Consider the following 25,868-nt stretch of genomic DNA (forward strand, 5'->3'; position numbering starts at 1 on the left):
AAATCCAACAAGGAGTGTTGTCATGCGAGCGTCGATTCTTGTGACACGGGCGTCGTTTCCCGACATTGTCGAGCGTTTGAGGGAGCCCTTCGACGTGACCGACAACCCGGACGACACGATCTGGTCGCAACCGGAACTGATCGCCCGGCTGCAGGGGAAACGCGGCGCCGTCACCGCAGGCAGCGACCGGATCGACGCGACCCTGCTCGATGCTTGCCCCGGGCTCGAGGCAGTCTGCAACATCGGTGTCGGCTACAACAACATCGATGTCGACGCGTGCTCGGCGCGCGGCGTGGTCGTGACCAACACGCCGGACGTGCTGACCGACACGACCGCGGATTTCGGGTTCGCGCTGATGATGGCGACCGCGCGGCGCATCACCGAGTCCGAGCACTTTCTGCGCAGCGGCGCGTGGACGAAGACGGGACGTTACGACATGTTCGTCGGCTCGGACATTCATGGCGCGACGCTCGGGATACTGGGCATGGGCCGCATCGGCCAGGCGATCGCGCGTCGCGGCGCGCTCGGTTTCGGCATGAACGTGATCTATCACAATCGTTCGCGACTATCGCCGGAAGTGGAGGCGGGATGCGGCGCGCGCTATGTCGACAAGGACGCGCTGCTGCGCGAATCCGATCACCTGATCATCGTGGTGCCGTATTCGTCGACCTCACATCATGCGATCGGCGCGCGCGAGCTCAGGCAGATGAAATCGACGGCAACGCTGACGAATATCGCACGGGGTGGCGTGGTCGACGACAGCGCACTGGCTGCCGCGCTCGCCGAAGGCGCGATTGCCGCGGCGGGGCTCGATGTCTTCGAGGGCGAGCCGGTCGTATGTCCGGCATTGCTCGCGCAGAAGAACGTGGTGCTGACGCCGCATATCGGCAGCGCATCGGTGGCGACGCGACGGGCGATGGCGTCGCTCGCCGTCGACAACCTGATCGCGGCGCTGGGATCCGGACCCCATGCCGGCCGGCCGCCGACGCCTGTGAATCCGCAGGTGTTGACCGACGCATCGCGCGTCGGTCGATAGCCGCCATTGGCGCACCGATCGACGTATGGGTGTTTGCCCGGACGCATCGCCGACCGGGGGCGCGACAGTCGACCGGAACGCGGCGCACAGCGCCGCCGCACGGGGCTCGAGCAAGTGTGCCGACCGGTCATTGCTCGAGCTTATCGCACCAGAGCAAAGGCGTCTGCAAGCGGTTTTTTTTGCGGGCTAGTATGAATTCAACGCAGTCGTCGATGGCGGCCACCGCGTTCAACCACGAAGTCATGGCGAGGCGCGCATCGCGACACGCCTTGATCCGGATTCATTCCAGAGGCGCGGACTATGAAGCTGCATTTTGACCTTTCTGCAGTGCTGCGAGGCGACTACGGTGCACTGTTTCTGCACGGCATCGAGCTGACGCTGTTGATGGCCATTTCGGCCTGGCTGCTGTCAATCGTGGTCGGGTTGACACTGACGTTGATTCGCATGACGAATATCCGGATCGCGGAGCGCTTCGTCGCCGCGTTCGTCGCGTATCACCGCAACGTGCCGATGCTCGTGCAGATCCTGTTCTGGTACTTCGGCATCTCGAACATCCTGCCTGCCGGGATCCAGGCGTTTCTCAACCAGTACAACGGCCAGTTTGTGTTCGCGGTCGTCGCGATCGGGCTGTGCAGCGGCGCCTATTTCTCGGAAGACATCCGCAGCGGGTTGCGCGCCGTTCCGTACGGCCAGTACGAAGCCTGCCGCGCGCTCGGCCTGAACTTCCTGAAGGGAATGCGCCATGTCGTCCTGCCGCAGGCGCTGCGAAACGCAATCCCGCCGATGGTCAATCATGCGGTGCTGCTCTTCAAGAACACGAGCCTCGCGATGGCGATCGGTGCCGCGGAGCTGACCTACGTGACGCGGCAGATTGAGAACGACACGTTTCTGTCGTTCGAATCGTATTTCGTCGCAACCGTGATGTATCTGGCCATCTCGCTGCTGATCATGCTCCTGGGCGCACAGCTCGCAGCGTTCTACCGTATTCCGGGAGTGAAATGACCATGTTCGAGATCATTCGGGACAACTGGGCGCTGTTGCTGATCGGTCAGTATCCGCACGGGCCACTCGGCGGCATCGTGCTGACGATCCTCCTTTCCGTCGCAGCGCTCGCAATCGCGTTTCCGCTCGGGATACTTGTTGCGCTCGCGAGAATCAGCCCGTTTCCGGTGCTGCGCGCGCCGGCCACCGCGCTTGTCTACGCGGTGCGTGGTGTGCCGCTGCTGATGGTCGTGTTCTGGGTGTACTTCCTCGTGCCCGTGCTCACCGGCTATCCGGTAACGGGGTTCGTCACGATGCTGTGCGCGCTCGTCGTCTACGACTCGGCGTACCTCGGCGAGATCATTCGCGGCGGCATCGAAGCGCTGCCGAAAGGACAGATCGAAGCGTCGCGTGCGCTCGGCATGAGCTACCTGAAAACCATGCGGTGCGTGGTCCTGCCGCAGACCCTGTACAACGTGGTGCCGAGCATGCTGACGCAGTTCGTATCGACCATCAAGGAGACGTCGCTCGGCTACATCATCAACGTCCAGGAGATCTCGTTCGCGGCCGACCAGATCAACAACCGGCTGCTGACGAAGCCGTTCCCTGTCTACCTGATCCTCGCGCTCTGCTACTTCGCGCTCTGTTATGCGCTGACGCAGTTCGCGCAATACCTGGAACGCCGTGTGACACGCAAGCGTGCCGGCATGAACGTTCGCGAGAAGTCGGCGAACGCGGTTTCGCTGGCGGGCTCGGTATCCACCGGGAACTGAGTGACCGGACTCTCTCAAGGAACTCGCATGATCAAGTTTTCCAATGTCAACAAGTGGTACGGCGAATATCACGCGCTCGTCGACATCAACGCCGAGGTGCGCAAGGGCGAAGTGGTGGTTGTCTGCGGGCCGTCGGGTTCCGGGAAGTCGACACTGATTCGCACGGTCAACCGGCTGGAAGAAATCAATCGCGGCAAGATTTCATTCGACGGACAGGACATCCACGACCGGAAGATGAGCGTGAACGCCTATCGAAGCCGTATCGGGTTCGTGTTCCAGCAATTCAATCTCTTCCCGCATCTGTCGGTACTGGAGAACATCACGCTCGCGCCGATCCGCGTCAGCGGCGTGAAGCGCGCAGAGGCGGAGAGCAAGGCACTGGATTTGCTCGCCCGCGTCGGATTGTCGAACAAGGCAAACGCCTATCCTCCCCAGTTGTCGGGCGGGCAACAACAACGCGTCGCGATTGCGCGGGCGCTCGCGATGAATCCGCCGGCGATGTTGTTCGACGAACCAACCAGCGCGCTCGATCCGGAGATGGTCGGCGAGGTGCTGAGCGTGATGAAGAGTCTCGCGCAAGAAGGCATGACGATGATGTGCGTGACGCACGAAATGGGATTTGCGCGCGAAGTCGCCGACCGCATCTGGTTCATGGACGCGGGAACGATTCTCGAGAAGGCCGATCCCGACGCGTTCTTCACGGCGCCGAAGCACGATCGCGCGAAAAAATTCCTGTCGGATCTGCGTTCGCATTGATCGCGAGCGCAGCCGGCCGGGCACTGCAGGGTTTCCGTAGTTCATTTCAAAACATGTTTGTCAGTCAAGCCTCAAGGGGTTACACGATGGAAAAGTTGAAAGTCATCGCCGGAATGCTGCTGTCGGTCGGCATCTTCATGTACGTCGCGCCCGCTCGCGCCGATCAGTTGGCCGATGTCAAGGCACGCGGCGAACTGAACTGCGGCGTGTATTCGAACGTCGAGCCATTTTCCTATCCGAACGCGCAAACACGCCAGCTCGAGGGGATGGACGTCGACCTCTGCAACGCGATCGCGAAGCAGATCGGCGTGAAGGCGAAACTCTCGCCGCTGGCCGTTGAGGCGCGCATTCCGCAATTGAAGCTCGGGCGGGTGGATATCGTCGTCGCCAACCTCGCTTATACGAAGACGCGGGCGACCCAGATCGCGTTCAGCGATGCGTATTACTCGACCAAGGAAGTGCTGGTCGTGAAAAAGGCCGACGGCGGGAAGAAGCTAGCCGATTTCACGGGCCAGAAGATCAGCGCGGCTGATGGATCGACGTCGGCGCAATCGATCCCGCTGTCGATCAAGGATGGCCAGGCGGTTACGTTCCACGACACGAGTTCGGCGTTTCTCGCCCTCGCACAAGGCAAGGTTAAGGGTTTCGTGACCAACCAGATGACGGCGATCAAGATCGCGAAGCAGGTCGAGGGTACGGACGGTGCGGTGACCATCGTCGCCGAGCCCATGCTGATCGAGCCGATCGCGGTCGGGCTGCGGCTGAATGAAGCGGGGATGCTCGGCGCGGTGAACCAGGCGCTGTCGTCGCTCGAGCAGAGAGGGCAACTGGGCGCGATCTTCGACAAGTGGCTCGGGCCGAAGACGACCTACGGCATCGTGCGCTCCGACAAGGTGACGCCGATCGATCAACTGAAGTTCACGCCGGTTTCGTAACGTGACCATTCGATGGCGTTGGAGCACGCCATCGAAGACGGCACCCGGAGATTGCCAATGACAATCGAAATTGCGCTTGGAGATACGAGGCACAGGATTGCCGTAATGGGCGTATCTGGTTGCGGGAAGTCGACGCTTGGCGCGATGTTGGCGACCACCATCGGCGGCGTGTTCATCGAGGGCGACGATCACCACCTGCCGGCGAGCAAAGGCAAGATGCGCAACGGCATCGCGTTGGACGATGCGGACCGGGAGCCGTGGTTGGATCGGCTGGCAGCTTTGACGACGGCACCGGACACTTCCGTGGTGTTGTCGTGCTCGGCGCTGACGGCGGCCTATCGCGCTCGGTTGCGATCACGTATTCCCGGGCTGCGATTCGTTTATCTCGAGATCGAAATGGCGCATGCGTTGAAGCGCGTATCGGATAGAGTCGGGCATGTGTTTCCAGCCGGACTCGTTGCGAGTCAATTCGATATCCTCGAGTCGCCGGTCGGCGAGAATCGTGTGCTGCGTTTGCTCGGCTGCGACCGGAAAGAGCGGAATCTTGCGTCGGTCATTCGATGGCTGGATGGAACGATGGACGCCATCGGCACGTGACGAATTTTCGTGATAGGAGAGACGTGGTGGCAAAGGGACTGGATTTATTCGATTTGTCGGGCCGTCGGGCGCTGGTGACCGGATCAAGCGCCGGTATTGGCTTTTGCTCTGGCGAAAGGACTCTCCGAGGCCGGGGCTGAAGTCGTTCTGAACGGACGCGACCCAGACAAGCTCGAACAAGCCGCTGCCCGGCTTCGCGCCCAGGGATGTCCGTTCTGGAAGCCACGGCGAATCCTCGCCCGATGCAACATCCGTCGCTGGATTGTCCGCGGTTCACGGCAATTCTTCCTCCGCCTCGTCGTCGGAGTCGTCCGATCCAAGAGCATCCAGAATTGTCACTTCGTCGATGTTCCGATCGGCGCTCACGAACAGGAGCGTGCCGGACGAATCGTTCACTAGTTCGATAAACTCGGCGGAGCTGAGGCGATTGGCGAATGCGGCTTCGAACCTCTCGCCCGGGAGGTCGGTGAACTCCAGTGTCAAATCCGTAGCCGATTGCGGATGTCGGAGGTTGATTGCGATATCTTCCACCTGATCGCTTTTCGTCCGTTCGACCTCCCAACCTTCGGACCAGGACTGCGCGATTTCCTCGAGATATCGGAAGTCTCCCGAATGCTTACCCTTCTGCAGGACGGTCTGTAACTCCCTGCTATCGAGCAGATGCCACAGTGCAGCCGCGAAAGTGGATTTGCCTGAGCCGTGGAAACCGAGAACCATGTATCGATGCGGATTCATTCCTGCTCCAAGGGTTCGGTTTTGGCCAGGATTCGGTCAATCTGCCGCGGCAGGATGGGGAGAGCAACGGGCTGGATGCTTGGTAACGACAACGGTGCGGTCCACCGCCTCACGGTTTCGTCGAGGCCGACGAAACCAATCGCTTAATCCCTCTTCGGCAACGCGCATACGCGAAAACATTCGACCGCCAAGTCCTTGCGCGCAAACTCCTCCACAATCTGACGTTCGTACTCTATCAAATAGTTGAGCTGATGCTCCGCGTCGCTTTTCGGCGTTGCCGCGGCGTCGCTTCCTGACCAAGGCCACCGGGTTGCCCCGCAGATAGCCTGCGTCGACCAGCCAACGGAACAGACTGTCGATGACCAGCATCGATTGCTGGATGCTGGCTTTGCTCAGCCTGCCCGCGAACGGCCGCCAGCGGGATCCTGCGTACCATAGCGCGCGCCATTCCATGTGACCCAAGTTGCGGCCGGTCGGGGATCGTCGAGGAAGTGACGGTAGCGGATCACGTCGTTGTGGGCGATGACGCGAGCGGCCGCATTTCCGAAATGAGCGCCCAGAGCATATGGGAGGGCTTGGGTGCGTCCAGGAACAGGCGGAACTGACGCAGATCGTCTACAGGGATCTTCGTCAGCCCGATCAACTCGGCCAGCGCCCACAGCAGAAACCGCTCGGCTTCCTTGCGGTAGTTCGCATGTGTGTTCGGACTCTCGTAGTTCTTCAGCCAAGCCTGAATCGCCTCGACATCGTTGCGGGCCCGGATCTGGCTCAGGGCGAGATCCGACTGATTGGCGCCGCGCGGACGGTCGTCGGCTGACAATCGGGCGATCGCCGCCTGGGACTGGGCAGAAAGCCGGATTTCGGTGCGCACGGACGCCTCGCTGTGCTAGTCCAGTGGATGCGCGCTAAGGTACGCAAGCACGTTCGGTGCGACTTTACTCCAGGACAACAAGGTCGGTGCTTCTCGGGTCACACCGGAGACCCGGCAAGGGGCAATTCCATCCGATTGAAATGTGCGATTTTTCGTCCGGAGCAAATCTACGTGGCTGGAATGTAAACGCGCCCAAACCACATATCTTTCCTCCGAAGCGCTAAAGCCGCCCGCCAAGCTTGGCGCTGCGGGACTATTTGGGTTTTCTGGACAGGGTTGAGTTGCGGCGGCAGCAAACCTGCACGGCTGAAATATAAACCGCCCGGGACCGCACATTTTCGGACTTCCTTTTCCCAACGATGACGATCCCATTCCCCCACTTGCCTCCGTGAAATTGACGTGCTAATTTTTCATGAAATTAGCCGACTGAAATTTCACGGGAACCCGCATGTTCGTGCAGTCCGACCGTCACGTCGCAAGCTACTACGCCGGCACCTACCCGGCGCCGATCCCGCGCCGTCCCGAACTGGACGAACGCATCGACGCCGACGTACTGGTCGTCGGCGCGGGCTTCAGCGGGCTGCACACGGCGTTGCGCCTGGCGCTCGCGGGCAAGCGCGTGGTCGTGCTCGAAGCGAGCCGCGTCGCGTGGGCCGCATCGGGCCGCAACGGCGGACAGGCGCTGCTCGGCTGGTCGTGCGACATGCAGCCGCTCGAGGATTCGCTCGGCCGCGACGGCGCGCGCATGCTGTGGGACAGCATGCGCTGGGCCGCGGCCGAAGTGCGCGAACTGCCCGCGCGGCACGGCTTCGACATCGACTATCGGCCCGGCAGCCTGTGGGCCGCGGTGCGGCCGCGTCGCGTTGCGTTGCTCGCACAGGCCCGCGACGAAGCCGCGCAGCGCTGGGGCTACGACCGGCTGCGCGTGATCGGGCAGGACGAGATGCCCGAATGGATCGGCAGCGCGCGCTATCTCGCCGCGCTCTACGATCCCGAGGCCGGCCATCTGAATCCGCTGAAGCTCGCGCTCGGTCTTGCGCAAACGATCGAACGGGCCGGCGGCCGCATCTTCGAGCAAAGCCGCGTGCTCGACTGTCGCGAGACAGCCGGCGGTCACGTCGCACGCACCGCGCACGGCGAAGTGCGCGCGGACGCGCTGGTGCTCGCGTGCAACGCGTACGTCGACCGGCTCGATCCCGAGCTGTCGCGCCGGTTGCTGCCGGTCGGCACCTACCAGGTCGCGACCGCACCGCTTTCGGCGGACGTCGCCCGCTCGCTGCTGCCGCGGAACAGCTGTGTGATCGACAACCAGTTCGTGCCCGACTACTTCCGCCTGAGCCCCGACAACCGCCTGCTGTTCGGCGGCGGCTGCACGTATCTCGGCGGGATTCCGGCCGACATCGCGGCCGCGACGCGCCCGCATCTCGAACGCGTGTTCCCGCAACTGGCCGGCGTGCCGCTCGACTTTGTGTGGGGCGGTCACATCGACATCAGCATGCGTCGCACGCCCGACATCGGCCGCCGCGGCCAGCGCTTCTGGCTGCAGGGCTTCTCGGGGCACGGCGTGCTGCCGACGCTCGCCGGCGCGCGCGCGGTCGCCGATGCCGTGCTCGGCGACGATCGCCTGCTCGCGCAGTACCAGCGCATCCGCAACCCGCGCTTTCCCGGCGGCGGCCGCCTCGCCGCGCCGCTGGAAGCGATCGGCAAGGCCTGGTACCGTTTGCGCGATACCGTCTGACGTACCGGAACTCATCATGAACGAACAGGAAGAGATAGAAAGTCTGGCGATCCTGATCCGCGACCTGCGCAAGCATCGCAAGGTCACGCTCAACGATCTCGCGGAACGGATCGGCCGCTCGGTCGGCTTTCTGTCGCAGGTCGAGCGCGGGCTGTCGCGCCCGACGGTCGCGGATCTCACCGCGATCGGCGAGGCGCTCGGCGTGCCGACCACGTATTTCTACAGCCTCAGCAAGCCGCGCAGCGTGCCGTGGGTCACGCGGCCCGACGAGCGGCGCACCGTGTATTACGCGGCCGGCATCACGGACATCCTCGTGTCGCCGAACATGCGCTCGCGCTTCTCGATCCTCGAGAGCCATCTCGCGCCCGGCGCGAGCAGCGGCGAGCGCTCCGTCGACGACAGCGACGAGCAGGGCGGCTTCGTGCTCGAAGGCGAGCTGACGATCTGGATCGACGGCGACGACACGCCCGTCACGCTCGGCCCGAACGACGCATTCCAGCTTCCCGCGCACAAGCGGTTTCGTTACGCGAACCTGGGCGACGCGCCGGCGCGCGTGATCTGGGTGTTCACCTGAGTTCGCCGGCGGGCGGTCCCACGGATCGTCGCGCCGTGCTGCTGGTTTGCAGTACTGATCGACATCGGGCATGTGGCGTGCCGCATGCCGATGAGTCCGGTTCGCCGCGCCGCGGCACCGTCATACAAGACATGGAAAGGATGAGACATGGCTGACGTCGTTCCCGTGCTGGTCGATGAAGTCCGCGCATTCCGGCAGGCGCATCCCGAGATCCGTTATGTCGACCTGATCTGTCTCGACCTGCCGGGCCATTTCTACGGCAAGCGTTATCCGATCGATGCGCTCGAGAAGGTCGCGTCGGGCTCGCTGCTGAAGCTGCCGCAGAACTGCGTGCTGCTCGGCACGCAGGGCGGCCTCTACAAGATCGGCGATTACTGCTTCAACGACGGCGACCCCGACGCGCCGCGTCGCCTGATTCCCGGCACGCTGAAGCCGGTGCGCTGGGAGCGGCAGCCGCTCGCGCAGATGCTGATCAGCTCCGACGGCACGGACGCGCCGATCGAGTTCGAACCGCGCGAGGTGCTGGCGCGCGTGCTGCGGCGGTTCGCGGCGCGCGGCATCCGGCCGGTCGTCGCGTTCGAGCTCGAGTTCTACCTGTTCGCCGCGCAACTCGCGGACGGGCTGCCGCAGTATCCGCGCGACCGCTTGAGCGACGACCGCGACGACCAGCCGAACATGCACATCGAACGCCTGTCGCGGTTTTCCGATGTGCTGCACGAGATGGTCGAGGCCGCGCGCGAGCAGGGCGTCGACGCGACGGTGATCACGGCCGAGCTCGGGCCCGGCCAGTTCGAGATCAACTTCGGCCACACCGACGACGCACTGCGCGCGGCCGACTGGTCGGCGCTGTTCTGCCGCAGCACGCGCGGCGTCGCGCTGCAGCACGGCTATCGTGCGAGCTTCATGGGCAAGCCGTACCTGCATGCGCCGGGCAGCGGGATGCACGTGCACGTGAGCCTGTATGACGACGCGGGCCGCAACCTGCTCGCCGCGGACGCGCAGCGGCCGCTGCGGCATGCGGTGGCCGGCTGCCTCGCGCTGCTGCCGCACTGCATGCCGGTATTCGCGCCGAACCACAATGCGTTCCGCCGCTACGGCTCGATGGTGAATGCGGCGAGCCGCGCAAGCTGGGGCTTCGAGGATCGCGACGCGTGCATCCGGATTCCGGATTCGGATGCGCGCAATCTGCGCATCGAGCATCGGCTCGCGAGCGCGGACGCGAATCCGTACCTGGTGCTCGCGGCGATCCTGTCCGGGATGGAGCATGGGCTCGACGCACGGATCGAGCCGATCGCGCCGCTCAACGACGATCGCGGCAGCGGGATCGATTTCCCGAAGGAGATGCTGTCGGCCGTCGCTGCGATGCAGGATCACGCGGCCGTGCGCGACGGGCTCGGCAGTGAATTCGTGATGGTGTATTGCGAGAACAAGCGGCAGGAGGAGCTGGATTTTCGCAACGAGATCGGGGCGCGCGAGTATCGGTGGTTTCTTTGACGTGCTGCGCCGACCCGCGCGGACTATGGAAGTGCGCGCCAGTAGCGCACTTCGTCGATCGGCGTCCCGTCGATGTCGAACGTCTTGATGTCGCTTTCGGCGACGAAGCCTTCACGTTCGTAGAACGCTCGCGCGCGGCGGTTCTCGACGATTGCCCAGAGCGACACCCATGCATGCCCCCCGTCGTGCAGCGACCGGCAAGCATGCCGGACCAGCGCCGTGCCGATTCCTTTGCCGCAATGCAGCGGATGCAGATAGATCGCGTGGATTTCACCCCACGCGCGATCCTTGTCGGCGTCGCGCGTCGTGCCGTACGCGACCCAGCCCGTCACGCCGTCTGCGTCGAATGCGACCGTGACGCGCGTTTCGCCTGCCGCGAGCGCGCGGTGCCAGAAGTCGGTACGTTGTTCGACCGACAAACCTGCAAGGAACGACGCCGGCATGATGCCATCGTAGGTTGCCCGCCACGATGCGACGTGGATCGCGGCGATGGCTGCGGCATCGGGCGGCGTGGCTGCGCGGATGGCGATCGTGGTCGTGTTCGATGGCATGCGTGCGTGGTTTGACCGGTTGCGGGATACAACGATGAAGCAGCCCCGTTCAACGCCGTGAATCGGGCGTGCATGCAGGTGCGGTGTCGCGCCGCACCTGCACCGTCCTTACTCGCCGAGCTTCGCCGTCACGCACCCCGTGCTCGAGCATTCGCGCTCGCGTTCGCGCAGGAACGACAGGCGCGATTGCGTGAAGTCGATCGCGCATTGCAGGTTCACGAGATAGCCGTCGTCGCGTGTTTCGCTGCAGCGGTCGTCGCGCCGCTTCATCCACGCGAGCTGGCCGGTCTTCAGCTTCGCCTGCTGGTCGCCGCTCAGTTGCTTGCGCACGCGGCCGTACTGGTCGTTCAGTTCGCGGTCGACCTGCGAGAACTCGTTGCTGCTGCAGTACACCTGGTCGAACGCGCTGCGCGGTTTGCCGCAGCCGGCCGCCTGCGCGGAGAACGGCACGGCAAGCGCGAGCAGCGCGCAGGAAACGAGCAGATTCTTCTTCATCATTGTGGTGCTCCTCACTGGGTGAAAATCGTTGAAACCGACCGGCGGCGCCTTTACCTGGCCGCCGTACATGCGTCGATCCCGCCCGCGATCGCGGTGGCGAGGCGCTGGATCGTCTCGCGCTGCGCGAGCCGTTTTTCCTCGTCGGGATTGACGATCACGCCCGCCTCGACCAGAACGGCCGGGATCGGCGCGGTACGCAGCACGACGAGATCGTCGAAGCGGTGGATGCCGAGTTGCGGATCGATCAGCGGGCGATTCTCGCCCTTGATCGGCTGCGCGTGATACAGCGACGGCCGTTCGCCGGCCGCGACCAGGCGTTCGGCGATCGCTTTCGCGCAACGCAGGCTTTCCGCGTAGTGCGGATTGCGCTCGGACACGAACACGGCGAAACCGCGGAATTCGCGCTGCCGGCCCGCGTCGATGAACTGCTGCTGCATCGAATCGTGATGGATCGACACGAACAGATTTGCGTCCGACGCCTGCGTCGAGCGCTGGTCGAGCGCGATCTCGCGGCCGTCGGCCGACGTGCGCAGCACGCGATCGCCGTGCGCGGCGAGCGTCTGCGCGACGGCGGTGGACAGGTCGAGGTTGTACCGGTATTCGACGCGACCGCTTGCGCCGGTGGCACCCGGGTGGGCCGGCGTATGGCCGGTGTCGACGACGACGTAGCGGCCGGAGGCCGGCTGTGCGTCCGGACCTGCCGCATCGGCCGCATGCAGCGCGAGCGGCGCGCCAAACAGCGGGACGCATGCGAGCAGGCGCGCGGCGGCGCGCACGAACGGACGAAGGCGTCGAAGGGTTCGGTTTGTCATTGTTGTTGTCGAGGAGGGTATGCGGCGCGTCGTATGGCGCGCACCGTCGGCCTGCTCAATGCAGTCGGAATGTCGCGCGATTATAGCGGTTGCCGGCGGCGCCGCAATGACGGAATGCGCGGCGTCGCGCGCGCCGGAAATCGGCGCTCAGGCGAGCACGCGCCGGGCCGCGAGCATGCCCCAGTACGATGCTTCCTCGAACAGCGACAGTCCGGACAGGTCCGCATGCGCGAACACGACGGGGCCGTCGGCATCGCGCAGCGCGAGCAGCCCCGGCCGGCTCAGGAAGCCGACATCGGGTGTCGCCATCGCGTGGCCGCGCACGGTGATCTCGAGCGCCGTCGCGTGCTTCCACAGTTCGCGTCCGTAGACGGCCTGCAGGTCGATCGCCGCCTGTTCGCGCAACGCATCGGGCTTTGCCTGGGCAAGCCAGCGGCGCGTGTCGTCCGGCGTTTGCGTACTCAACGCCTGATAGGCGGAGAACACCGAACGCGTCGGCGGCGACATCCGGATCAACTGGTGCGTCGACACGACATAGCCGAGCCCCGCGCCGTCGTAGACGACGTTGTCCCACGCGAGCGGAACGCCGGCTGCCTCGGCCGGCATCCCGTCGAGCAGGAAATTGGACACGAGCCACGGCGCGCGCGGCGGCAGGTCGCGCGCGGGATCGAAGCCGTAGGCGCGCAGCTGCGGAAACACGCGAGCCGCGACGAACAGCGGCATGGCGCTGACGACGCGCCGCGCCTTCAGCGTGAACGTCGACAGCGTGCCGTCGTCACCGACACGCGCACACAGCACGTCGACGCCGCCCGCGCCCTCGGTCGCGCGAACGGCGAAGCCGTGCCGCGACCACGCGTTCGAGCCGGTGCGCGCGGTGATCGAGTCGCTCAGCTTCGTCACCATCGTATGCAGCCCGTCGGGCCAGGTCAGCACGGCGCCGTCGCCCGCATCGCTCGCGTGGCCGCCGCGCGACGAGAAATAGTGCAGGCCGGCCCACGCGGACACGTGCTCGTAACCCGCACCGTAGTCGTCGCGGCAGCAGTAGTTCAGGTACCAGTGCAGCGCGGTCGCGGTGTAGCCCTCGTCGAGCAGCCACTGCCTGAACGAGCGCCGGTCGAGCGCGCGCCAACGCGGGTCGCGCGACGATTCCGCGAGCGGGATGCAGAACACCTTGCGGCCGTCCGCGCCGCGCGCGGTGCGCAGGCTGTCGGTGTAGGCGAAGAAGCGCGTTTGCTGCGCGAGCGCGTCGGCGTCGAGGCCGGCCGTCGGCACGATGCCGTCCTGCCACTGGCCGCCGATGAACAGCCGTTCGTCGGGTGCATGCACGAGCGCGCGTTCGTCGTACGCGGGTTGCGCGGAGAACGGCGCCGCTTCGATCACGCCGAGATCGGCGAGCATGTCGCGCAGATGTGCGGATTCGAGCGACGGCAGCGGCAGGTAGTGCGCGCCCTTCGGATAGCCGAGTTCGCCGAAGCGGCCGCCGGCCGCATTGCCGCCGAATTCGGGACCGGCGAGCACGACGAAGCGTGTGTGTCCCGCGCGCGCGAGCTGCCACGCGCACGACAACCCGGCCGCGCCCGAGCCGAGGACCGCGACGTCGGTCTCGATCGTGCCGGACGGCGGCGGCAGCGCCGCGTGGTCGCGCAGCGCATGGCCTTCGCGCATGCCGGGGTAGCCGACGCGCGGCGTCGTCTCGATCCAGCCGGTGCGGCCGCACGCGGCGAGCGACGCCGCCGCGGACGCGACGAGGAACGTGCGGCGATCCATCAGCGCAGCACGTGCTTCCAGTCGTCGTCGAAGCGGCGCACGAGCGGCTGGTCGTTGAGTTCGTTCGGCGACATCGGCAGCGCCGGCATGTCGGCCGGGAAGTGGAACATCTCGGCGGCCGTCTGCGCGTCGAGCCAGCGCGTCGGCACCGAATAGCGTGTCGGCACGGTGAAGTCGCGACGCTTGCCGGCGATCACGAACCCCCAGTCGCCGAACGACGGCACGTAGCAGTGGTACGGCCAGGTGTTGAGCCCGGCTTCGCGCAGCGTCGCGATGATCGTCCAGTACGCGTGCGGCGCGAAGTACGGCGACGTCGACTGGATCACCGCATAGCCGTTCTCGGACAGTTGGCGCGCGAGCAGCCGGAACACCGGCACCGAATACAGCCGGCCGAGCCCGAAGTTGGTCGGATCGGGGAAGTCGACGACGATCGCGTCGTACACGTCGGCGTTCGATTCGAGCCAGCGCACCGCATCGTCGTTGATCACCTGTACGCGCGGGTCCTTCAGCGAACCCTGGTTCAGCTTCACGAGCGGCGCCGAAGTCGAGAACAGCTTCGTCATCGCGGGATCGAGATCGACGAGCGTGATCCGTTCGAGATTGCGGTGCTTGAGCAGTTCGCGCACCGCGAGGCCGTCGCCGCCGCCGAGCACGAGCACGCGCTTCGCCCACGGCAGCGCCTCGATCGTCGGATGGATCAGCGCCTCGTGATAGCGATGCTCGTCGCGCGACGAGAACTGCAGGTTGCCGTTCAGGTACAGCCGCATGTCGTCGTGCCACTGCGTGAGCACGATGCGCTGGTACGGCGTCGTTTCCGAATAGATGGTCTCGTCGCCGTACACGCCGTGCTCGGCCCAGTGCGTGATGCGGTCCGACAGCGCGAAGCCGGCGACGAGCAGCCCGATCACGAGCGACGCGCGCATCAGCTTGCCGCGCACGTTGCGGATCTCGGCGCGGAACAGGTGCGTGGTCCACAGTGCGACGAACGCGTTCAGCAGCCCGAACAGGAAGCTCGTGCGCAACAGGCCGAGACGCGGCGCGAGCACGAGCGGGAAGATCAGCGACACGGCGAGCGAGCCGAGATAGTCGAAGGTCAGCACTTCGCTGACGGTATGGCGGAACGCCTGGCGGCGCTGCTGGAACGCGCGCATCACGAGCGGAATCTCCATCCCGATCAGCAGGCCGAGCGCGAGCACGAGCGCATAGAGCGCCGCGCGGAACGGCGCAGCCAGCCACGCGAACACCGCGAACAGCAGTGCTGCCGACACGCCGCCGAGCAGGCCGACGAGCAGCTCGATGTCGACGAAGCGGTCGAGCACGTCGTCGTCCTCGACGAACTTCGCGAGCCACGAGCCGATCCCCATCGCGAACAGGTAGCTGCCGATCACCGACGAGAACTGCAGGATCGAATCGCCGAGCAGGTAGCTCGACAGCGCGCTGCTGATCAGTTCGTAGCCGAGCCCGCACGACGCGAGCACGAGGATCGACAGGACGAGCGCGCGCTTATGCAGCATGGCGCGTCCGTTGTGCAGTGCTCGTCAATGTGGATATACTGGCGCGGATTTTCGTGGGGTGGCCCGCCATGGGCCAGCCTGCGACGGGGCGGCGAACCGAGCACAAAATCCGAGGAAAAGAATGAATAGTGCCTATCTTTATGCGGTTCATTTGCTGTCGGCGTTCGTGCTGCTTTTCGTGTTCGCGGCAGTGTACCTGAAGGTCACCCCGTTCGACGAACTGGCCTTGATCCGCGACGGCAACGCGGCCGCGACGCTGTCGTTCGGCGGCGCGCTGGTCGGCTTCTGCCTGACGCTCGCGTCCAGCATCGCGCACAACTCGACGCTCGGCGAAGTCGTGCTGTGGGCCGTCGGCGCGATGGCCGTGCAGCTCGTCACCTACGCGGTGCTGACCCGCCTGATTCCCGGCATGAACCATGCGATCGAGGATCGCAACGTCGCGATGGGTGGCCTGATGGGCACCGCGTCGCTCGTCGTCGGCATCATCAATGCCGCCTGCCTGACCTGACACGCCACGCGTCCTGGGAGACCGACATGAGTCTGGGTTCGTTTATCCGCAAGCAGTTCATCGACGTCCTGCAATGGACGGAAGACACCGACGGCGTGCTGGCCTGGCGCTATCCGATGGAAGACCAGGAGATCCAGTACGGCGGCCAGCTGACCGTGCGCGAAACGCAGGTCGCGGTCTTCGTCAACGAAGGCAAGGTCGCCGACGTGTTCCAGCCCGGGCTGTACAAGCTGGAAACGCGCACGCTGCCGGTGCTCACGTACCTGAAGAACTGGGACAAGTTCTTTCAGTCGCCTTTCAAGTCGGATGTCTACTTCTTCAGCACGCGGCTGCAGCTCGGCCGGCGCTGGGGCACCGCGCAGCCGGTGACGATCCGCGATCGCGAATTCGGCTTCGTGCAGCTGCGCGCGTTCGGCATCTACTCGTACCGGATCGTCGATGCGGCCGCGTTCCACCGCGAGGTGAGCGGCACGCGCGCGCAGTACACGGTCGACGATCTCGAGCAGCAGCTGCGCAACCTGGTCGTCACCGCGATGAGCACGACGTTCGGTTCCGCCGACGTGCCGTTCGTCGACATGGCCGCGAACCAGACGCTGCTGTCGCAACGCGTCGCCGAGGCGCTGGTGCCGGTGTTCACGCGCTACGGCCTCGCGCTCGATGCATTCGCGGTCGAAAGCGTGTCGCTGCCCGCCGAGCTGCAGAAGGCGCTCGACCTGCGGATCGGCGCGGGGATGGCCGGCGATCTCGCCCGCGCGACGCAATACCAGACGGCGCAGGCGATTCCGCTGGCCGCGCAGAACCCGGGCGGCATCGCGGGTGTCGGCGCGGGGCTCGCGGCCGGCGCGGCGATCGGGCAGGCGATGGCCGGCCAGATCGCGGGCGCCGCGCAACCGGCGCCGGCCGCACCGCCCGCGCCCGTCGCGGCACCGGTTGCCGCCGCGCAGCCGGCCGCACCGGCCGAAGGGACCGATTACGTGCAACGCCTCGAACAGCTGAAGGCGCTGCTCGACAAGGGCCTCGTCACCGAAGAGGACTATGCGCGCGCGAAGGCGGACATCCTCGCGAAGCTCACCCGGTAAGCGTCACGCATGTTCAGTACTTCGTGCCCCCAGTGCGGCGCGCCGGTCGAGTTTCGCTCGGCGGCGGCGGTGATGGCCGTCTGCGCGTTCTGTCGCAGCACGCTGCTCAAGCGCGGTGCCGACGTCGAGCGCATCGGCGAGCTGGCCACGGTGCTCGACGACGCGTCGCCGATCCAGATCGGCACGGCCGGGCGCTACGGCAAGCGCACGTTCACGGTGCTCGGCCGCATCCAGATGACCTACGACGCCGGCGCGTGGAGCGAGTGGTACGTCGTGTTCGACGACGGCGCGTTCGGCTGGCTGTCGGATGCGTCGGGCCAGTATGCGGTCACGGTGCGCGAGCCCGACGATGCGTCGGGCGGCGCGTGGCCCGCGTTCGGCACGCTCGAACCGGGCATGCGGATCGACCACGGCGGCCGCGCGTATCTCGTGTCCGACGTGCGTACCGCGCGCTGCACGGGTGGCGACGGCGAGTTGCCGTTCCGCATCGACGCGGGCTGGGAAGCGCGCGTCGTCGACCTGCGCACCGGCAACGCATTCGCGACCTACGACTATTCCGACGCCGACGCGAACGGCGGGAGCCCGGCCGTCTACAGCGGCGAAGCGATGGAATTCGACGCGCTCGCATTCACGGGGCTGCGCGATACCGACAACGACACGCGGGAGAAACGGGGCGCGCAGATGGTGCCGTTCGCGTGCCCGAGCTGCGGCGCGCCGCTGTCGTATGCACCGAACCTGGCCGACTACGTCGTGTGCGGCAGCTGTCACGCGGGCGTGCAGTGCACGGCCGAGCAGCAGACCGTGTTCGCCGCGCAGCGCAAGCTCGATGCGGTGAAGGGCGCGCTGGAACTCGGCGCGACCGGCACGTTCGACGGCGTGAAGTACACGGTGATCGGCATGATGCGTTGCCGCGTGCCGGACGACGACGAGACGTGGGACGAATACCTGCTGCTGAATCCGAAACGCGGCTTCCTGTGGCTCGTGCAGAGCGAAGGGCGCTGGGAACGCGTGCAGGTGCTCGATCACTGGCCGACGATCGGCGGCGAGTCCGACGTCACCGACGAAGGCAAGACCTATCGACTGCGCGAGACGTACGACTCGGAAGTCGTGTACGTGGTCGGCGCGTTCAACTGGCGCGTGCAGGTCGGCGACCGCACGTCGATCGCCGACTACGGCTGGCAGAAGGACAAGCTCACGCGCGAGCGCAGCGCCGCGGAAATCGTCTGGTCGCGTGCGCGGCCGTTGTCGGCCGGCGCACTGGCCGAACGCTTCGCGACGCCGGCGCTCGCGACGGCAGCGGTTGCGTCCGCAACGGGTTCCGCCGGGACGTCGACGGGCCTGTTCGGCGCGAAGCAGCCGCATAGCTTCGCACCGCTGCCGATCGTGTTCAGCGCGATGCTCGTGATCTTCAACCTGGGTTCGCTGTTCTCGTTCAGCGGCCGCTCCGTCTACGTGCTGATCGGCCTGCTCGTGCTGTGGCTGCCGGAATGGCTGTGGAAGGGCTTCGCGTCCGACGGGGGCAACTCGTAATGCGTTACATCCTCTACGGACTGTACGGGCTGATCGTCGTCACGCTGTTCAGCTGCGCGTCGCTCGGCGGCAGCGGTTCGGGCGGCAGCGGGTGGGGCAGTTCGTCGGCGCGCAGCGGCTATTCGTCGTACGGGTCGCACAAATGACGGCGCGAGACGGTATCGCCGCGCCGCGTGCGACGCTCGGCTCGCACGTGCTGGCCGATCTCGCCGGCATCGACGCGGCACTGCTGCGCGACGCCGCGCGGCTCGAGACGATACTCACCGACGCCGCGCAGCAGGCCGGCGCACGCGTGATCGGCGCGCATTTCCATCATTTCGGCGGTGAGCATGGGGTGACGGGTGTCGTGCTGCTCGCGGAGTCGCACATCACGATTCATACGTGGCCGGAGCACGGCTTCGCGGCCGTCGATGCGTTCATGTGCGGCGCCGCGCGCGCGGCCGAGGCGGTCGATGCGATCGCCGCCGCGCTCGGCACGCACGCGCAGGTCCGGCAGCAGGTGGCGCGCGGCGTCGCATGAGCGACCGGGGCGACAGCGGTGGTCGCGCATGCGACGACGCGCTGCACCGATTTCGCGAACCGCTTATGATCGTGCGGTACGACGTCCCCGCACAGAGGCCCCCATGCACATCGCCATCCTGACCTTCGACGGTTTCAACGAACTCGATTCGCTGATCGCGCTCGGGATTCTCAACCGGGTCAAGCAGCCGGGCTGGCGGGTGTCGATCGCGAGCCCGACCGCCCGCGTGCGCTCGATGAACGGCGTGACGATCGACGCGCAAGCGTCGCTGCAGGACGCCCGCGACGCGGACGCCGTGCTGGTTGGCAGCGGCGTGCGTACCCGCGACGTCGTCGCCGATGCCGCGTTGATGGCGCAATTGCAGTTCGACCCCGCGCGGCAGTTGCTCGGCGCGCAGTGCTCGGGCACGCTCGTGCTGGCGAAGCTGGGCTGGCTCGGCGATGTCCCCGCGTGTACCGACCTGACCACGAAGCCGTGGGTGCAGGAAGCCGGCGTGGCCGTGCTCGACCAGCCGTTCGTGGCCAGCGGGAACGTCGCGACCGCCGGCGGGTGCCTGTCGTCGCAGTATCTGGCTGCGTGGTTCATCGCGCGTCTGGCCGGCATCGAGGCCGCGCGCAGTGCGATTCACTATGTCGCGCCGGTGGGCGAGAAGGACGATTACGTGTCGCGCGCGATCGCGAACATTTCGCCGTTCCTCTGATGCGTGCGGCGTCGCGCGTCAGCGCGGCAGCGCTTCGGCTTCGGCCCAACGCTTGAACGAGTCGAGACGCCGGCGCGTGTGCACGAGATAGAACGCGCCGATCAGCGGTTCGAGCAGCCAGCGCAGCCAGGACGGCTGCGCACGGAAGTGATACGTGAACTTCACTTCGGTCGTGCCCGGTGTGTGCTCGGTGAAATTCCAGCTGCCGCTGAAGCGTTCGAGCACCTTCGGCCCGTCGACCATTTCGACGGCCGCGACCTGCGGCGGACGGTACGAGATGTAGCGCGACACCATCGTCGCGCCCGACTGGCTGCGGCAAAACGCATCGACGCCGACGTCGGCCGTCATCCCGTCGGGCAGGTACGCGTCGGCAAGGAAGCTGTCCCACACGAGCCGCCGCGCATAGTCCTGCGACCACGTGAAGAGGCGTCTGCGATCGACGCCGACGATCCGGCTGACTGAGATCCTCATGATGGGTAGCAAGCGCAACGCTGTAATCGGGATGAAATCGAGTGTAACCCGCCAAAGCCGGGCAATTCTTCAGACTTCGTCAAGTCGAGCGCGCGCTCGATTGACCTTCTCCGGGAATTCCCCTACGATCGATTCCATGCCTTCGGGAAAGACCCGAAGCGTTTCAATCTCTTGAGGGAGCCTCATGAGTACGCAACAGAACCGGCGCTTCGACGCGCTCGTTTTCATTGGTCGTTTCCAGCCTCCGCATCGTGGTCACCTGAACGTGCTGAAGTCCGCACTGAGCCGGGCCGAGCGCGTATGCGTGCTGATCGGATCGACCGACAAGCCCCGCACCATCAAGGATCCGTTCTCGTTTGACGAGCGCCGCCAGATGCTGGCTTCGCTGCTCGAGCCGTCCGAGCGCGAGCGCGTGACGGTCGCGCCCGTGCAGGATTCGACGTACAACGACGGCGACTGGGTGCGCTGGGTGCAGGATGCCGTGGCCGCCTCGCTCGGCGAGGTCGCGCAGCGCAGGGTCGGGCTGATCGGCCACGAGAAGGACGCCACGTCGTATTACCTGCGGATGTTCCCGCAATGGGAGCTCGTCGACGTCGATGCGACCGAAGACATCTCCGCCACCGAAATCCGCGACCAGTACTTCGCCGAACGCACCAACAGCTTCGTGCAATGGGCCGTGCCGGAACCCGTGTTCGGCTGGCTCGAACGCTTTCGCACGCAGCCGGCATTCGCGCAGCTGAAGGCCGAGGCCGAATTCATCGCCGGCTATCGCAAGGCGTGGTCGGCCGCACCGTATCCGGTCACGTTCGTGACGGTCGACGCGGTGGTCGTGCACTCGGGCCATCTCCTGCTCGTGCGCCGGCGCAGCGAACCGGGCCGCGGCCTGTGGGCGCTGCCGGGCGGGTTCGTGAACCAGGACGAACGGCTCGACGCGGCCTGCATCCGCGAACTGCGCGAGGAGACCGGCCTGAAGCTGCCGGAGCCCGTGCTGCGCGGCTCGATCAAGGATCGCCAGGTATTCGATCATCCGACGCGTTCGCTGCGCGGCCGCACGATCACGCACGCGTGCCTGTTCAACTTCCCGACCGGCGAGTTGCCGCGCGTGAAGGGCAGCGACGACGCTGACAAGGCGCGCTGGGTGCCGCTCAACGAATTCGCGCAGATGCGCAACGTGATGTTCGAGGATCACTTCGAGATCGCGTATCACTTCCTGGGGAAGCTGTGACACGCTGATTCCCCGGATTCCGGTCCGCCGCGACAGACGCGGCGGCACTTCAACGGCCTAGAGGAGCTCTAGCCATGCAAAACGATCCCGGCGGCTTTGCCGCGGTTCTCGCCAATCCGATCCTCAACACGGATTCGTACAAGGCTTCCCACTTCCTGCAATACCCGCCCGACGCGCAGGCGATGTTCTCGTACGTCGAGTCGCGCGGCGGCCGCTATGACCGCACGCTGTTCTTCGGCCTGCAGATGTTGCTGAAGGACTATCTGTGCCGGCCGGTCACGCACGCGATGATCGACGATGCGCGCGATTTCTTCGCGGTGCACGGCGAGCCGTTCAACGAGGACGGCTGGCGCCATGTCGTCGAGCACTACGACGGCTACCTGCCCGTGAGGATCCGCGCGGTGCCCGAAGGTTCGATCGTGCCCGTGCACAACGTGCTGATGACCGTCGAATGCGACGACCCGAAGGTGTTCTGGCTCGCGTCGTATCTGGAGACGATGCTGCTGCGCGTGTGGTACCCGGTGACGGTCGCGACGCGCAGCTGGCATCTGCGGCAGACGATCCGCCGCTTTCTCGAGAAGACCGACGACGATCTCGCGCAGCTGCCGTTCAAGCTGCACGACTTCGGCGCGCGCGGCGTATCGAGCGCGGAGTCGGCCGCGATCGGCGGCGCGGCGCACCTCGTGAGCTTCATGGGTTCGGACACGGTGCTCGGCGTGCTGGCCGCGAACCGCTTCTATCGCGAGCCGATGGCCGCGTATTCGGTGCCCGCGGCCGAGCACAGCACGATCACGTCGTGGGGGCGTGAGCACGAAGCCGATGCGTACCGGAACATGATCGCTCGCTTCGGTTTGCCCGGCGCGATCGTGTCGGTCGTGTCGGACTCCTATGATCTGTTCGCCGCGCTTGAACTGTGGGGTGGCCCGCTGCGCCAGGCGGTGATCGACTCGGGCGCGACGCTCGTCGTGCGTCCCGATTCGGGCGACCCGGTGAAGATCGTGCTGCAGACCGTGCGCGCGCTCGACGCTTCGTTCGGCTCGACCGTGAACGGCAAGGGGCGGCGCGTGCTGAATCGCGTGCGCGTGATCCAGGGCGACGGCGTCGACGAGCTGTCGATCGACGCGATCCTGTCCGCACTCGACGACGCGGGTTATGCGGCCGGCAACGTCGTGTTCGGGATGGGCGGCGCGCTGCTGCAGCAGGTGAATCGCGACACGCAGCGCTTTGCGATGAAGTGCTCGGCGATCCTGCGCGGCGACGTGTGGCACGGCGTGAGCAAGGATCCGGTTACCGATCCGGGCAAGCGCTCGAAGCAGGGCCGGCTCACGTTGCTGCGCAATCGGCGCACGGGAGAATACCGGACGGTGACGCTGCCGGTCGCGTGGAACGATCGCGCGCTGGAAGGCGAGTGGGATGACGCGCTCGAAACGGTGTTCGATACCGGGAAAATGCTGGTCGATACGACGTTCGCCGAGGTGCGGGCGAGGGCGCACGCGGGGGAGGCGTGATCGGGCGACCGGGGCGGCGGCGTGGCAACGTCAGCCGCCACCCCGGTCGCGCTCAGGCGACGCGGGCGACGAGGGCGTGCAGCACGGCGTCCGCGTCGATTTCGTCGCGGAAATCGTGGCGACCGGCAATTAGCGCGCTCGCCCGCCGTCAACGTTCGCCGGCGAGCGCGCGCCCATTCGTATCCGGTTGCGCGACCGCGTGCTCCGACATCCGCGCCGCCTCCATCGCCCGCCCGAGCGCATCGAACACCGCCGGCCCCTTGCAGCGCGACACGTTGAAGCGCATGAACGACGTCGCGCCGTGCGACGCGCTGAACACGTTGCCCGGCGCGAGCACCACATCGTGGTCGAGCGCATGGCGCGCGACGCGCGCGGCATCGAGCCCGTCGGGCAGCTCGGCCCACACGAACAACCCGCCGCGCGGTTCCGTCCAGATCCCGAGCCCGGCGCGCGCGAGCCGCCGGATCGTTTCGCCCATCGCATCGGCCAACTGCATACGCAGGCCGTCGAGATGGCGGCGGTAGGTGCCGTCGACCAGCAGCCGGTGCACGACGTTCGCGCCGATCTGCGCATTGCCGAACGACGTCGCGAGCTTCAGGTCGACGAGCGCGTCGATCCATTCGGGGCGCGCGGCGATGTAGCCGCAGCGGATCGCGGCCGACAGCGTCTTCGAGAAGCTGCCGATCGACACGACGCGCGAGAGCCCGTCGAATGCCGCGAGGCGCGGCGCGGGCGTGCTTTCGAAATCCGCGAAGATGTCGTCCTCGACGATCAGCAGGCCGTGCTCGGCCGCGAGCGTGAGCAACCGGTGCGCGACCGGCGGCGCGAGCGTCGCGCCGGTCGGGTTGTGCAGCGCCGCGTTCGTGATGTACAGGCGCGGGCGGTGTTCGGCGAGCACCTGCTCGAAGCGCGCGAGATCGGGGCCATTCGGCGTGTACGGCACGCTGACGATCCGTGCGCGATGCGCGCGCAGCAGCGCCTGGAAGTTGAAGTAGCAAGGATCGTCGAGCACGACGGTGTCGCCCGGCTCCAGCAGCAGCCGGCACACGAGATCGAGCGCATGCGTGCCGCCGTCGGTCAGCATGATCTGCGCGGGCTCCGCATGAACGCCGTGCTGCGCGAGCCGCCACGCGAGTTGCTGGCGCAACGCGGGCAGCCCGAGCGGTGTCGCGTAGTCGGTCAGCGCGTCGGGTTCGTCGCGCGACACCGCGCGCAGCGCACGTCGCAGGCTCTCGTCCGGCAACCACGACGACGGCAGCCAGCCGCAACCGGGCTTCACCGAGCCGGGCGCCGCCTCGAGCGACTGGCGCGACAGCCACAGCGGATCGAGTTCGCGATCGAGGCGCGGGCCGAGTTCGGCGAGCGCGAGCGGCGGCGCGTGGCCCGACACGTAGAAGCCGGAGCCGCGCCGCGCGACGAGCACGCCTTCGCTCGCGAGCCGCTCGTACGCATCGACGACGGTCGATTTCGATACGTGCAGCGCGTCGGCCATCATCCGGATCGACGGCACGCGCGCGCCGGGCATCAGCGCGCGGCTCGCGATCCGCGCGCGCAGCGTATCCATCACGGTTTCCACGCGCGTGCGCGACGGCGCGGGCGGAGCAGGGTCTTGCACGGAACGGCTCATGGCGAGAGGGAACTGTACGGCCGGTTGTCCAGTACAGTTTGTCCGAATTGTATTGGGCTGTAGCTTACGCGCTTTTCGCGGGCGGCGGATCATCGGTCATCCACCTTGTTCCGACCAGGATTTCCCGTGCAAAAGACGACCGACGGATGGCTCAGCGGCCTGCTGGGCGTGATCATCTTCAGTGGCTCGCTGCCCGCGACGCGCATCGCGGTGCAGGGGCTCGACCCGCTGTTCCTCACGTTCGCGCGCGCGACGATCGCCGGCGTGCTCGGCCTGATCCTGCTCGTCGCGCTGAAGCAGAAGCGGCCGACGCGTGTCGAGACCGCGTCGCTCATCGTCGTCGCGCTCGGGGTCGTGGTCGGTTTTCCGCTGCTGACCGCGCTCGCGCTCAAGCACGTGACGTCCGCGCATGCGATCGTGTTCGTCGGGCTGCTGCCGCTCGCGACCGCGCTGTTCGGCGTCTGGCGCGGCGGCGAACGGCCGCGGCTGCCGTTCTGGGTCTTCTCGCTGGTCGGCAGCGGCGCGGTGGCCGCGTTCGCGCTGCGCAACGGCGGTCGAGCGTCGGTGGCGGGCGATGCGCTGATGCTCGCCGCGATCGTCGCGTGCGGGCTCGGCTATGCGGAGGGCGCGCGGCTGTCGCGCCAGCTCGGCGGCTGGCAGGTGATCTCGTGGGCGCTCGTGCTGTCGCTGCCGGTGATGCTGCCGCTCACGTGGTTCACGTGGCCCGCGACGTTCGACGGCGTCGACGCCGCCGCGCTGTGGGGGCTCGCATACGTGTCGCTGTTCAGCATGCTGATCGGCTTCGTGTTCTGGTATCGCGGCCTCGCGCTCGGCGGGATCGCGGGCGTCGGCCAGTTGCAGCTGCTGCAGCCGTTCTTCGGTTTCCTGCTCGCGGCCGGGCTGCTGCACGAGACGGTGCCGCCGTCGATGCTCGTCGTGACGGTCGTGGTCGTCGGCTGCGTGGCCGGTGCGAAGTATTTCTCGAAGATGGCGCCGGTGCGGCGCGCGGGCTGATTCACGCACGGAGCGGTCGCGCGACGACGTGACGGGTGCCGCCCGTGCGCCGTC

General features: G+C 66.4%; 27 protein-coding genes and 1 pseudogene. 19 read left to right on the top strand and 9 right to left on the bottom strand.

From position 1 onward, the window contains the following. The first annotated feature begins 22 nt into the window (after positions 1 to 22). The 7 genes and pseudogenes from U4Z64_RS08940 to U4Z64_RS08970 form a co-directional block, all read left to right on the top strand. The gene (locus tag U4Z64_RS08940; RefSeq protein WP_321819751.1) at positions 23 to 1,036 is read left to right on the top strand and encodes a D-glycerate dehydrogenase; all 1,014 of its coding nucleotides are present in this window, start codon (positions 23 to 25) and stop codon (positions 1,034 to 1,036) included. Positions 1,037 to 1,336: 300 nt separating this feature from the next. Next, positions 1,337 to 2,038, top strand: a complete 702-nt coding sequence (locus U4Z64_RS08945; protein WP_321819752.1) for an amino acid ABC transporter permease — start codon at positions 1,337 to 1,339, stop codon at positions 2,036 to 2,038. A 2-nt stretch (positions 2,039 to 2,040) separates the two neighbouring features. Then, positions 2,041 to 2,790, top strand: a complete 750-nt coding sequence (locus U4Z64_RS08950; protein WP_321819753.1) for an amino acid ABC transporter permease — start codon at positions 2,041 to 2,043, stop codon at positions 2,788 to 2,790. Positions 2,791 to 2,817: 27 nt separating this feature from the next. Further along, complete coding sequence (locus U4Z64_RS08955; RefSeq protein ID WP_321819754.1) at positions 2,818 to 3,546, top strand: amino acid ABC transporter ATP-binding protein; 729 nt, start codon at positions 2,818 to 2,820, stop codon at positions 3,544 to 3,546. Between the two features lie 86 nt (positions 3,547 to 3,632). After that, entirely contained in the window at positions 3,633 to 4,481 is an 849-nt protein-coding gene (locus U4Z64_RS08960; RefSeq protein ID WP_321819755.1) for a transporter substrate-binding domain-containing protein, read from the top strand. Positions 4,482 to 4,538: 57 nt separating this feature from the next. Further along, positions 4,539 to 5,078 carry a gluconokinase, GntK/IdnK-type gene (locus tag U4Z64_RS08965; protein ID WP_321819756.1) on the top strand — a complete coding sequence of 180 codons (540 nt, stop codon included), beginning with the start codon at positions 4,539 to 4,541 and terminating at the stop codon, positions 5,076 to 5,078. Between the two features lie 23 nt (positions 5,079 to 5,101). Further along, a pseudogene (locus U4Z64_RS08970) lies at positions 5,102 to 5,285 on the top strand (SDR family NAD(P)-dependent oxidoreductase); the annotation flags it as partial. Between the two features lie 66 nt (positions 5,286 to 5,351). On the opposite strand, the gene U4Z64_RS08975 reads toward U4Z64_RS08970, so the two are convergent. Both U4Z64_RS08975 and U4Z64_RS08980 read right to left on the bottom strand, forming a co-directional pair. Beyond that, on the bottom strand, positions 5,352 to 5,813 hold the full coding sequence (locus U4Z64_RS08975; RefSeq protein WP_321819757.1) for a hypothetical protein: 462 nt from the start codon (positions 5,811 to 5,813) through the stop codon (positions 5,352 to 5,354). Positions 5,814 to 6,318: 505 nt separating this feature from the next. Beyond that, complete coding sequence (locus U4Z64_RS08980; RefSeq protein ID WP_321819758.1) at positions 6,319 to 6,684, bottom strand: hypothetical protein; 366 nt, start codon at positions 6,682 to 6,684, stop codon at positions 6,319 to 6,321. Between the two features lie 448 nt (positions 6,685 to 7,132). On the opposite strand from U4Z64_RS08980, the gene U4Z64_RS08985 reads away from it, so the two are divergent. From U4Z64_RS08985 to U4Z64_RS08995, 3 genes are all read left to right on the top strand, one after another. Continuing rightward, positions 7,133 to 8,422 (top strand): FAD-binding oxidoreductase, encoded by a 1,290-nt coding sequence (locus U4Z64_RS08985; protein ID WP_321819759.1) that lies wholly within the window; start codon positions 7,133 to 7,135, stop codon positions 8,420 to 8,422. A gap of 16 nt (positions 8,423 to 8,438) precedes the next feature. Beyond that, entirely contained in the window at positions 8,439 to 8,996 is a 558-nt protein-coding gene (locus tag U4Z64_RS08990; protein WP_044847929.1) for a helix-turn-helix domain-containing protein, read from the top strand. Positions 8,997 to 9,143: 147 nt separating this feature from the next. Further along, positions 9,144 to 10,490, top strand: coding sequence for a glutamine synthetase family protein (locus U4Z64_RS08995; RefSeq protein ID WP_321819760.1), 1,347 nt, complete (start codon positions 9,144 to 9,146; stop codon positions 10,488 to 10,490). Positions 10,491 to 10,513: 23 nt separating this feature from the next. On the opposite strand, the gene U4Z64_RS09000 is transcribed toward U4Z64_RS08995, so the two are convergent. From U4Z64_RS09000 to U4Z64_RS09020, 5 genes are all read right to left on the bottom strand, one after another. Then, positions 10,514 to 11,041, bottom strand: a complete 528-nt coding sequence (locus U4Z64_RS09000; RefSeq protein ID WP_321819761.1) for a GNAT family N-acetyltransferase — start codon at positions 11,039 to 11,041, stop codon at positions 10,514 to 10,516. 108 nt (positions 11,042 to 11,149) lie between these two features. After that, complete coding sequence (locus U4Z64_RS09005) at positions 11,150 to 11,539, bottom strand: lysozyme inhibitor LprI family protein (RefSeq protein WP_321819762.1); 390 nt, start codon at positions 11,537 to 11,539, stop codon at positions 11,150 to 11,152. Between the two features lie 50 nt (positions 11,540 to 11,589). Beyond that, entirely contained in the window at positions 11,590 to 12,351 is a 762-nt protein-coding gene (locus U4Z64_RS09010) for an N-acetylmuramoyl-L-alanine amidase (RefSeq protein WP_321819763.1), read from the bottom strand. A gap of 147 nt (positions 12,352 to 12,498) precedes the next feature. Further along, positions 12,499 to 14,118: an FAD-dependent oxidoreductase gene (locus tag U4Z64_RS09015; protein WP_321819764.1), complete on the bottom strand. Its 1,620-nt coding sequence runs from the start codon at positions 14,116 to 14,118 to the stop codon at positions 12,499 to 12,501. Next, complete coding sequence (locus tag U4Z64_RS09020; RefSeq protein WP_321819765.1) at positions 14,118 to 15,632, bottom strand: polyamine aminopropyltransferase; 1,515 nt, start codon at positions 15,630 to 15,632, stop codon at positions 14,118 to 14,120. Before U4Z64_RS09020 ends, U4Z64_RS09015 begins: the two co-directional genes overlap by 1 nt. Before the next feature lie 121 nt (positions 15,633 to 15,753). On the opposite strand from U4Z64_RS09020, the gene U4Z64_RS09025 reads away from it, so the two are divergent. The 6 genes from U4Z64_RS09025 to U4Z64_RS09050 all read left to right on the top strand — a co-directional run bounded on the left by U4Z64_RS09025 (position 15,754) and on the right by U4Z64_RS09050 (position 19,969). Next, the gene (locus U4Z64_RS09025; protein WP_014898735.1) at positions 15,754 to 16,140 is read left to right on the top strand and encodes a DUF350 domain-containing protein; all 387 of its coding nucleotides are present in this window, start codon (positions 15,754 to 15,756) and stop codon (positions 16,138 to 16,140) included. A gap of 26 nt (positions 16,141 to 16,166) precedes the next feature. Beyond that, positions 16,167 to 17,219, top strand: a complete 1,053-nt coding sequence (locus U4Z64_RS09030; RefSeq protein WP_321819766.1) for an SPFH domain-containing protein — start codon at positions 16,167 to 16,169, stop codon at positions 17,217 to 17,219. Positions 17,220 to 17,228: 9 nt separating this feature from the next. Further along, positions 17,229 to 18,749 (top strand): DUF4178 domain-containing protein, encoded by a 1,521-nt coding sequence (locus tag U4Z64_RS09035; RefSeq protein WP_321819767.1) that lies wholly within the window; start codon positions 17,229 to 17,231, stop codon positions 18,747 to 18,749. Continuing rightward, positions 18,749 to 18,895: a hypothetical protein gene (locus U4Z64_RS09040; protein ID WP_170296473.1), complete on the top strand. Its 147-nt coding sequence runs from the start codon at positions 18,749 to 18,751 to the stop codon at positions 18,893 to 18,895. The genes U4Z64_RS09035 and U4Z64_RS09040 overlap by 1 nt, the downstream gene beginning before the upstream one ends. Further along, positions 18,892 to 19,269 carry an adenosylmethionine decarboxylase gene (gene speD / locus U4Z64_RS09045; protein WP_124485331.1) on the top strand — a complete coding sequence of 126 codons (378 nt, stop codon included), beginning with the start codon at positions 18,892 to 18,894 and terminating at the stop codon, positions 19,267 to 19,269. The genes U4Z64_RS09040 and speD overlap by 4 nt, the downstream gene beginning before the upstream one ends. Positions 19,270 to 19,372: 103 nt before the next feature. Further along, positions 19,373 to 19,969 carry a DJ-1/PfpI family protein gene (locus U4Z64_RS09050; RefSeq protein ID WP_321798838.1) on the top strand — a complete coding sequence of 199 codons (597 nt, stop codon included), beginning with the start codon at positions 19,373 to 19,375 and terminating at the stop codon, positions 19,967 to 19,969. An 18-nt stretch (positions 19,970 to 19,987) separates the two neighbouring features. On the opposite strand, the gene U4Z64_RS09055 is transcribed toward U4Z64_RS09050, so the two are convergent. Next, the gene (locus tag U4Z64_RS09055; protein ID WP_124485333.1) at positions 19,988 to 20,440 is read right to left on the bottom strand and encodes a type II toxin-antitoxin system RatA family toxin; all 453 of its coding nucleotides are present in this window, start codon (positions 20,438 to 20,440) and stop codon (positions 19,988 to 19,990) included. A 184-nt stretch (positions 20,441 to 20,624) separates the two neighbouring features. Between U4Z64_RS09055 and U4Z64_RS09060 the strand changes: the two genes are divergently transcribed. Both U4Z64_RS09060 and U4Z64_RS09065 read left to right on the top strand, forming a co-directional pair. Then, positions 20,625 to 21,665 carry a bifunctional nicotinamide-nucleotide adenylyltransferase/Nudix hydroxylase gene (locus U4Z64_RS09060; protein ID WP_124485334.1) on the top strand — a complete coding sequence of 347 codons (1,041 nt, stop codon included), beginning with the start codon at positions 20,625 to 20,627 and terminating at the stop codon, positions 21,663 to 21,665. A 74-nt stretch (positions 21,666 to 21,739) separates the two neighbouring features. Further along, positions 21,740 to 23,173: a nicotinate phosphoribosyltransferase gene (locus tag U4Z64_RS09065; RefSeq protein WP_321819768.1), complete on the top strand. Its 1,434-nt coding sequence runs from the start codon at positions 21,740 to 21,742 to the stop codon at positions 23,171 to 23,173. A 148-nt stretch (positions 23,174 to 23,321) separates the two neighbouring features. On the opposite strand, the gene U4Z64_RS09070 is transcribed toward U4Z64_RS09065, so the two are convergent. Then, entirely contained in the window at positions 23,322 to 24,800 is a 1,479-nt protein-coding gene (locus U4Z64_RS09070; protein WP_321798846.1) for a PLP-dependent aminotransferase family protein, read from the bottom strand. Positions 24,801 to 24,926: 126 nt separating this feature from the next. On the opposite strand from U4Z64_RS09070, the gene U4Z64_RS09075 reads away from it, so the two are divergent. Continuing rightward, complete coding sequence (locus U4Z64_RS09075; RefSeq protein ID WP_124485338.1) at positions 24,927 to 25,814, top strand: DMT family transporter; 888 nt, start codon at positions 24,927 to 24,929, stop codon at positions 25,812 to 25,814. Positions 25,815 to 25,868: the final 54 nt, after the last annotated feature.

The organism is Burkholderia sp. BCC1996 (assembly GCF_905339955.1).
Lineage (GTDB): Bacteria > Pseudomonadota > Gammaproteobacteria > Burkholderiales > Burkholderiaceae > Burkholderia.

Coding starts and splice junctions, on each gene's coding strand:
- U4Z64_RS08940 (WP_321819751.1), top strand. CDS start 23: ATGCGAGCGTCGATTCTTGTGACACGGGCGTCGTTTCCCGACATTGTC.
- U4Z64_RS08945 (WP_321819752.1), top strand. CDS start 1,337: ATGAAGCTGCATTTTGACCTTTCTGCAGTGCTGCGAGGCGACTACGGT.
- U4Z64_RS08950 (WP_321819753.1), top strand. CDS start 2,041: ATGTTCGAGATCATTCGGGACAACTGGGCGCTGTTGCTGATCGGTCAG.
- U4Z64_RS08955 (WP_321819754.1), top strand. CDS start 2,818: ATGATCAAGTTTTCCAATGTCAACAAGTGGTACGGCGAATATCACGCG.
- U4Z64_RS08960 (WP_321819755.1), top strand. CDS start 3,633: ATGGAAAAGTTGAAAGTCATCGCCGGAATGCTGCTGTCGGTCGGCATC.
- U4Z64_RS08965 (WP_321819756.1), top strand. CDS start 4,539: ATGACAATCGAAATTGCGCTTGGAGATACGAGGCACAGGATTGCCGTA.
- U4Z64_RS08975 (WP_321819757.1), bottom strand. CDS start 5,813: ATGAATCCGCATCGATACATGGTTCTCGGTTTCCACGGCTCAGGCAAA.
- U4Z64_RS08985 (WP_321819759.1), top strand. CDS start 7,133: ATGTTCGTGCAGTCCGACCGTCACGTCGCAAGCTACTACGCCGGCACC.
- U4Z64_RS08990 (WP_044847929.1), top strand. CDS start 8,439: ATGAACGAACAGGAAGAGATAGAAAGTCTGGCGATCCTGATCCGCGAC.
- U4Z64_RS08995 (WP_321819760.1), top strand. CDS start 9,144: ATGGCTGACGTCGTTCCCGTGCTGGTCGATGAAGTCCGCGCATTCCGG.
- U4Z64_RS09000 (WP_321819761.1), bottom strand. CDS start 11,041: ATGCCATCGAACACGACCACGATCGCCATCCGCGCAGCCACGCCGCCC.
- U4Z64_RS09005 (WP_321819762.1), bottom strand. CDS start 11,539: ATGATGAAGAAGAATCTGCTCGTTTCCTGCGCGCTGCTCGCGCTTGCC.
- U4Z64_RS09010 (WP_321819763.1), bottom strand. CDS start 12,351: ATGACAAACCGAACCCTTCGACGCCTTCGTCCGTTCGTGCGCGCCGCC.
- U4Z64_RS09015 (WP_321819764.1), bottom strand. CDS start 14,118: ATGGATCGCCGCACGTTCCTCGTCGCGTCCGCGGCGGCGTCGCTCGCC.
- U4Z64_RS09020 (WP_321819765.1), bottom strand. CDS start 15,632: ATGCTGCATAAGCGCGCGCTCGTCCTGTCGATCCTCGTGCTCGCGTCG.
- U4Z64_RS09025 (WP_014898735.1), top strand. CDS start 15,754: ATGAATAGTGCCTATCTTTATGCGGTTCATTTGCTGTCGGCGTTCGTG.
- U4Z64_RS09030 (WP_321819766.1), top strand. CDS start 16,167: ATGAGTCTGGGTTCGTTTATCCGCAAGCAGTTCATCGACGTCCTGCAA.
- U4Z64_RS09035 (WP_321819767.1), top strand. CDS start 17,229: ATGTTCAGTACTTCGTGCCCCCAGTGCGGCGCGCCGGTCGAGTTTCGC.
- U4Z64_RS09040 (WP_170296473.1), top strand. CDS start 18,749: ATGCGTTACATCCTCTACGGACTGTACGGGCTGATCGTCGTCACGCTG.
- speD (WP_124485331.1), top strand. CDS start 18,892: ATGACGGCGCGAGACGGTATCGCCGCGCCGCGTGCGACGCTCGGCTCG.
- U4Z64_RS09050 (WP_321798838.1), top strand. CDS start 19,373: ATGCACATCGCCATCCTGACCTTCGACGGTTTCAACGAACTCGATTCG.
- U4Z64_RS09055 (WP_124485333.1), bottom strand. CDS start 20,440: ATGAGGATCTCAGTCAGCCGGATCGTCGGCGTCGATCGCAGACGCCTC.
- U4Z64_RS09060 (WP_124485334.1), top strand. CDS start 20,625: ATGAGTACGCAACAGAACCGGCGCTTCGACGCGCTCGTTTTCATTGGT.
- U4Z64_RS09065 (WP_321819768.1), top strand. CDS start 21,740: ATGCAAAACGATCCCGGCGGCTTTGCCGCGGTTCTCGCCAATCCGATC.
- U4Z64_RS09070 (WP_321798846.1), bottom strand. CDS start 24,800: ATGAGCCGTTCCGTGCAAGACCCTGCTCCGCCCGCGCCGTCGCGCACG.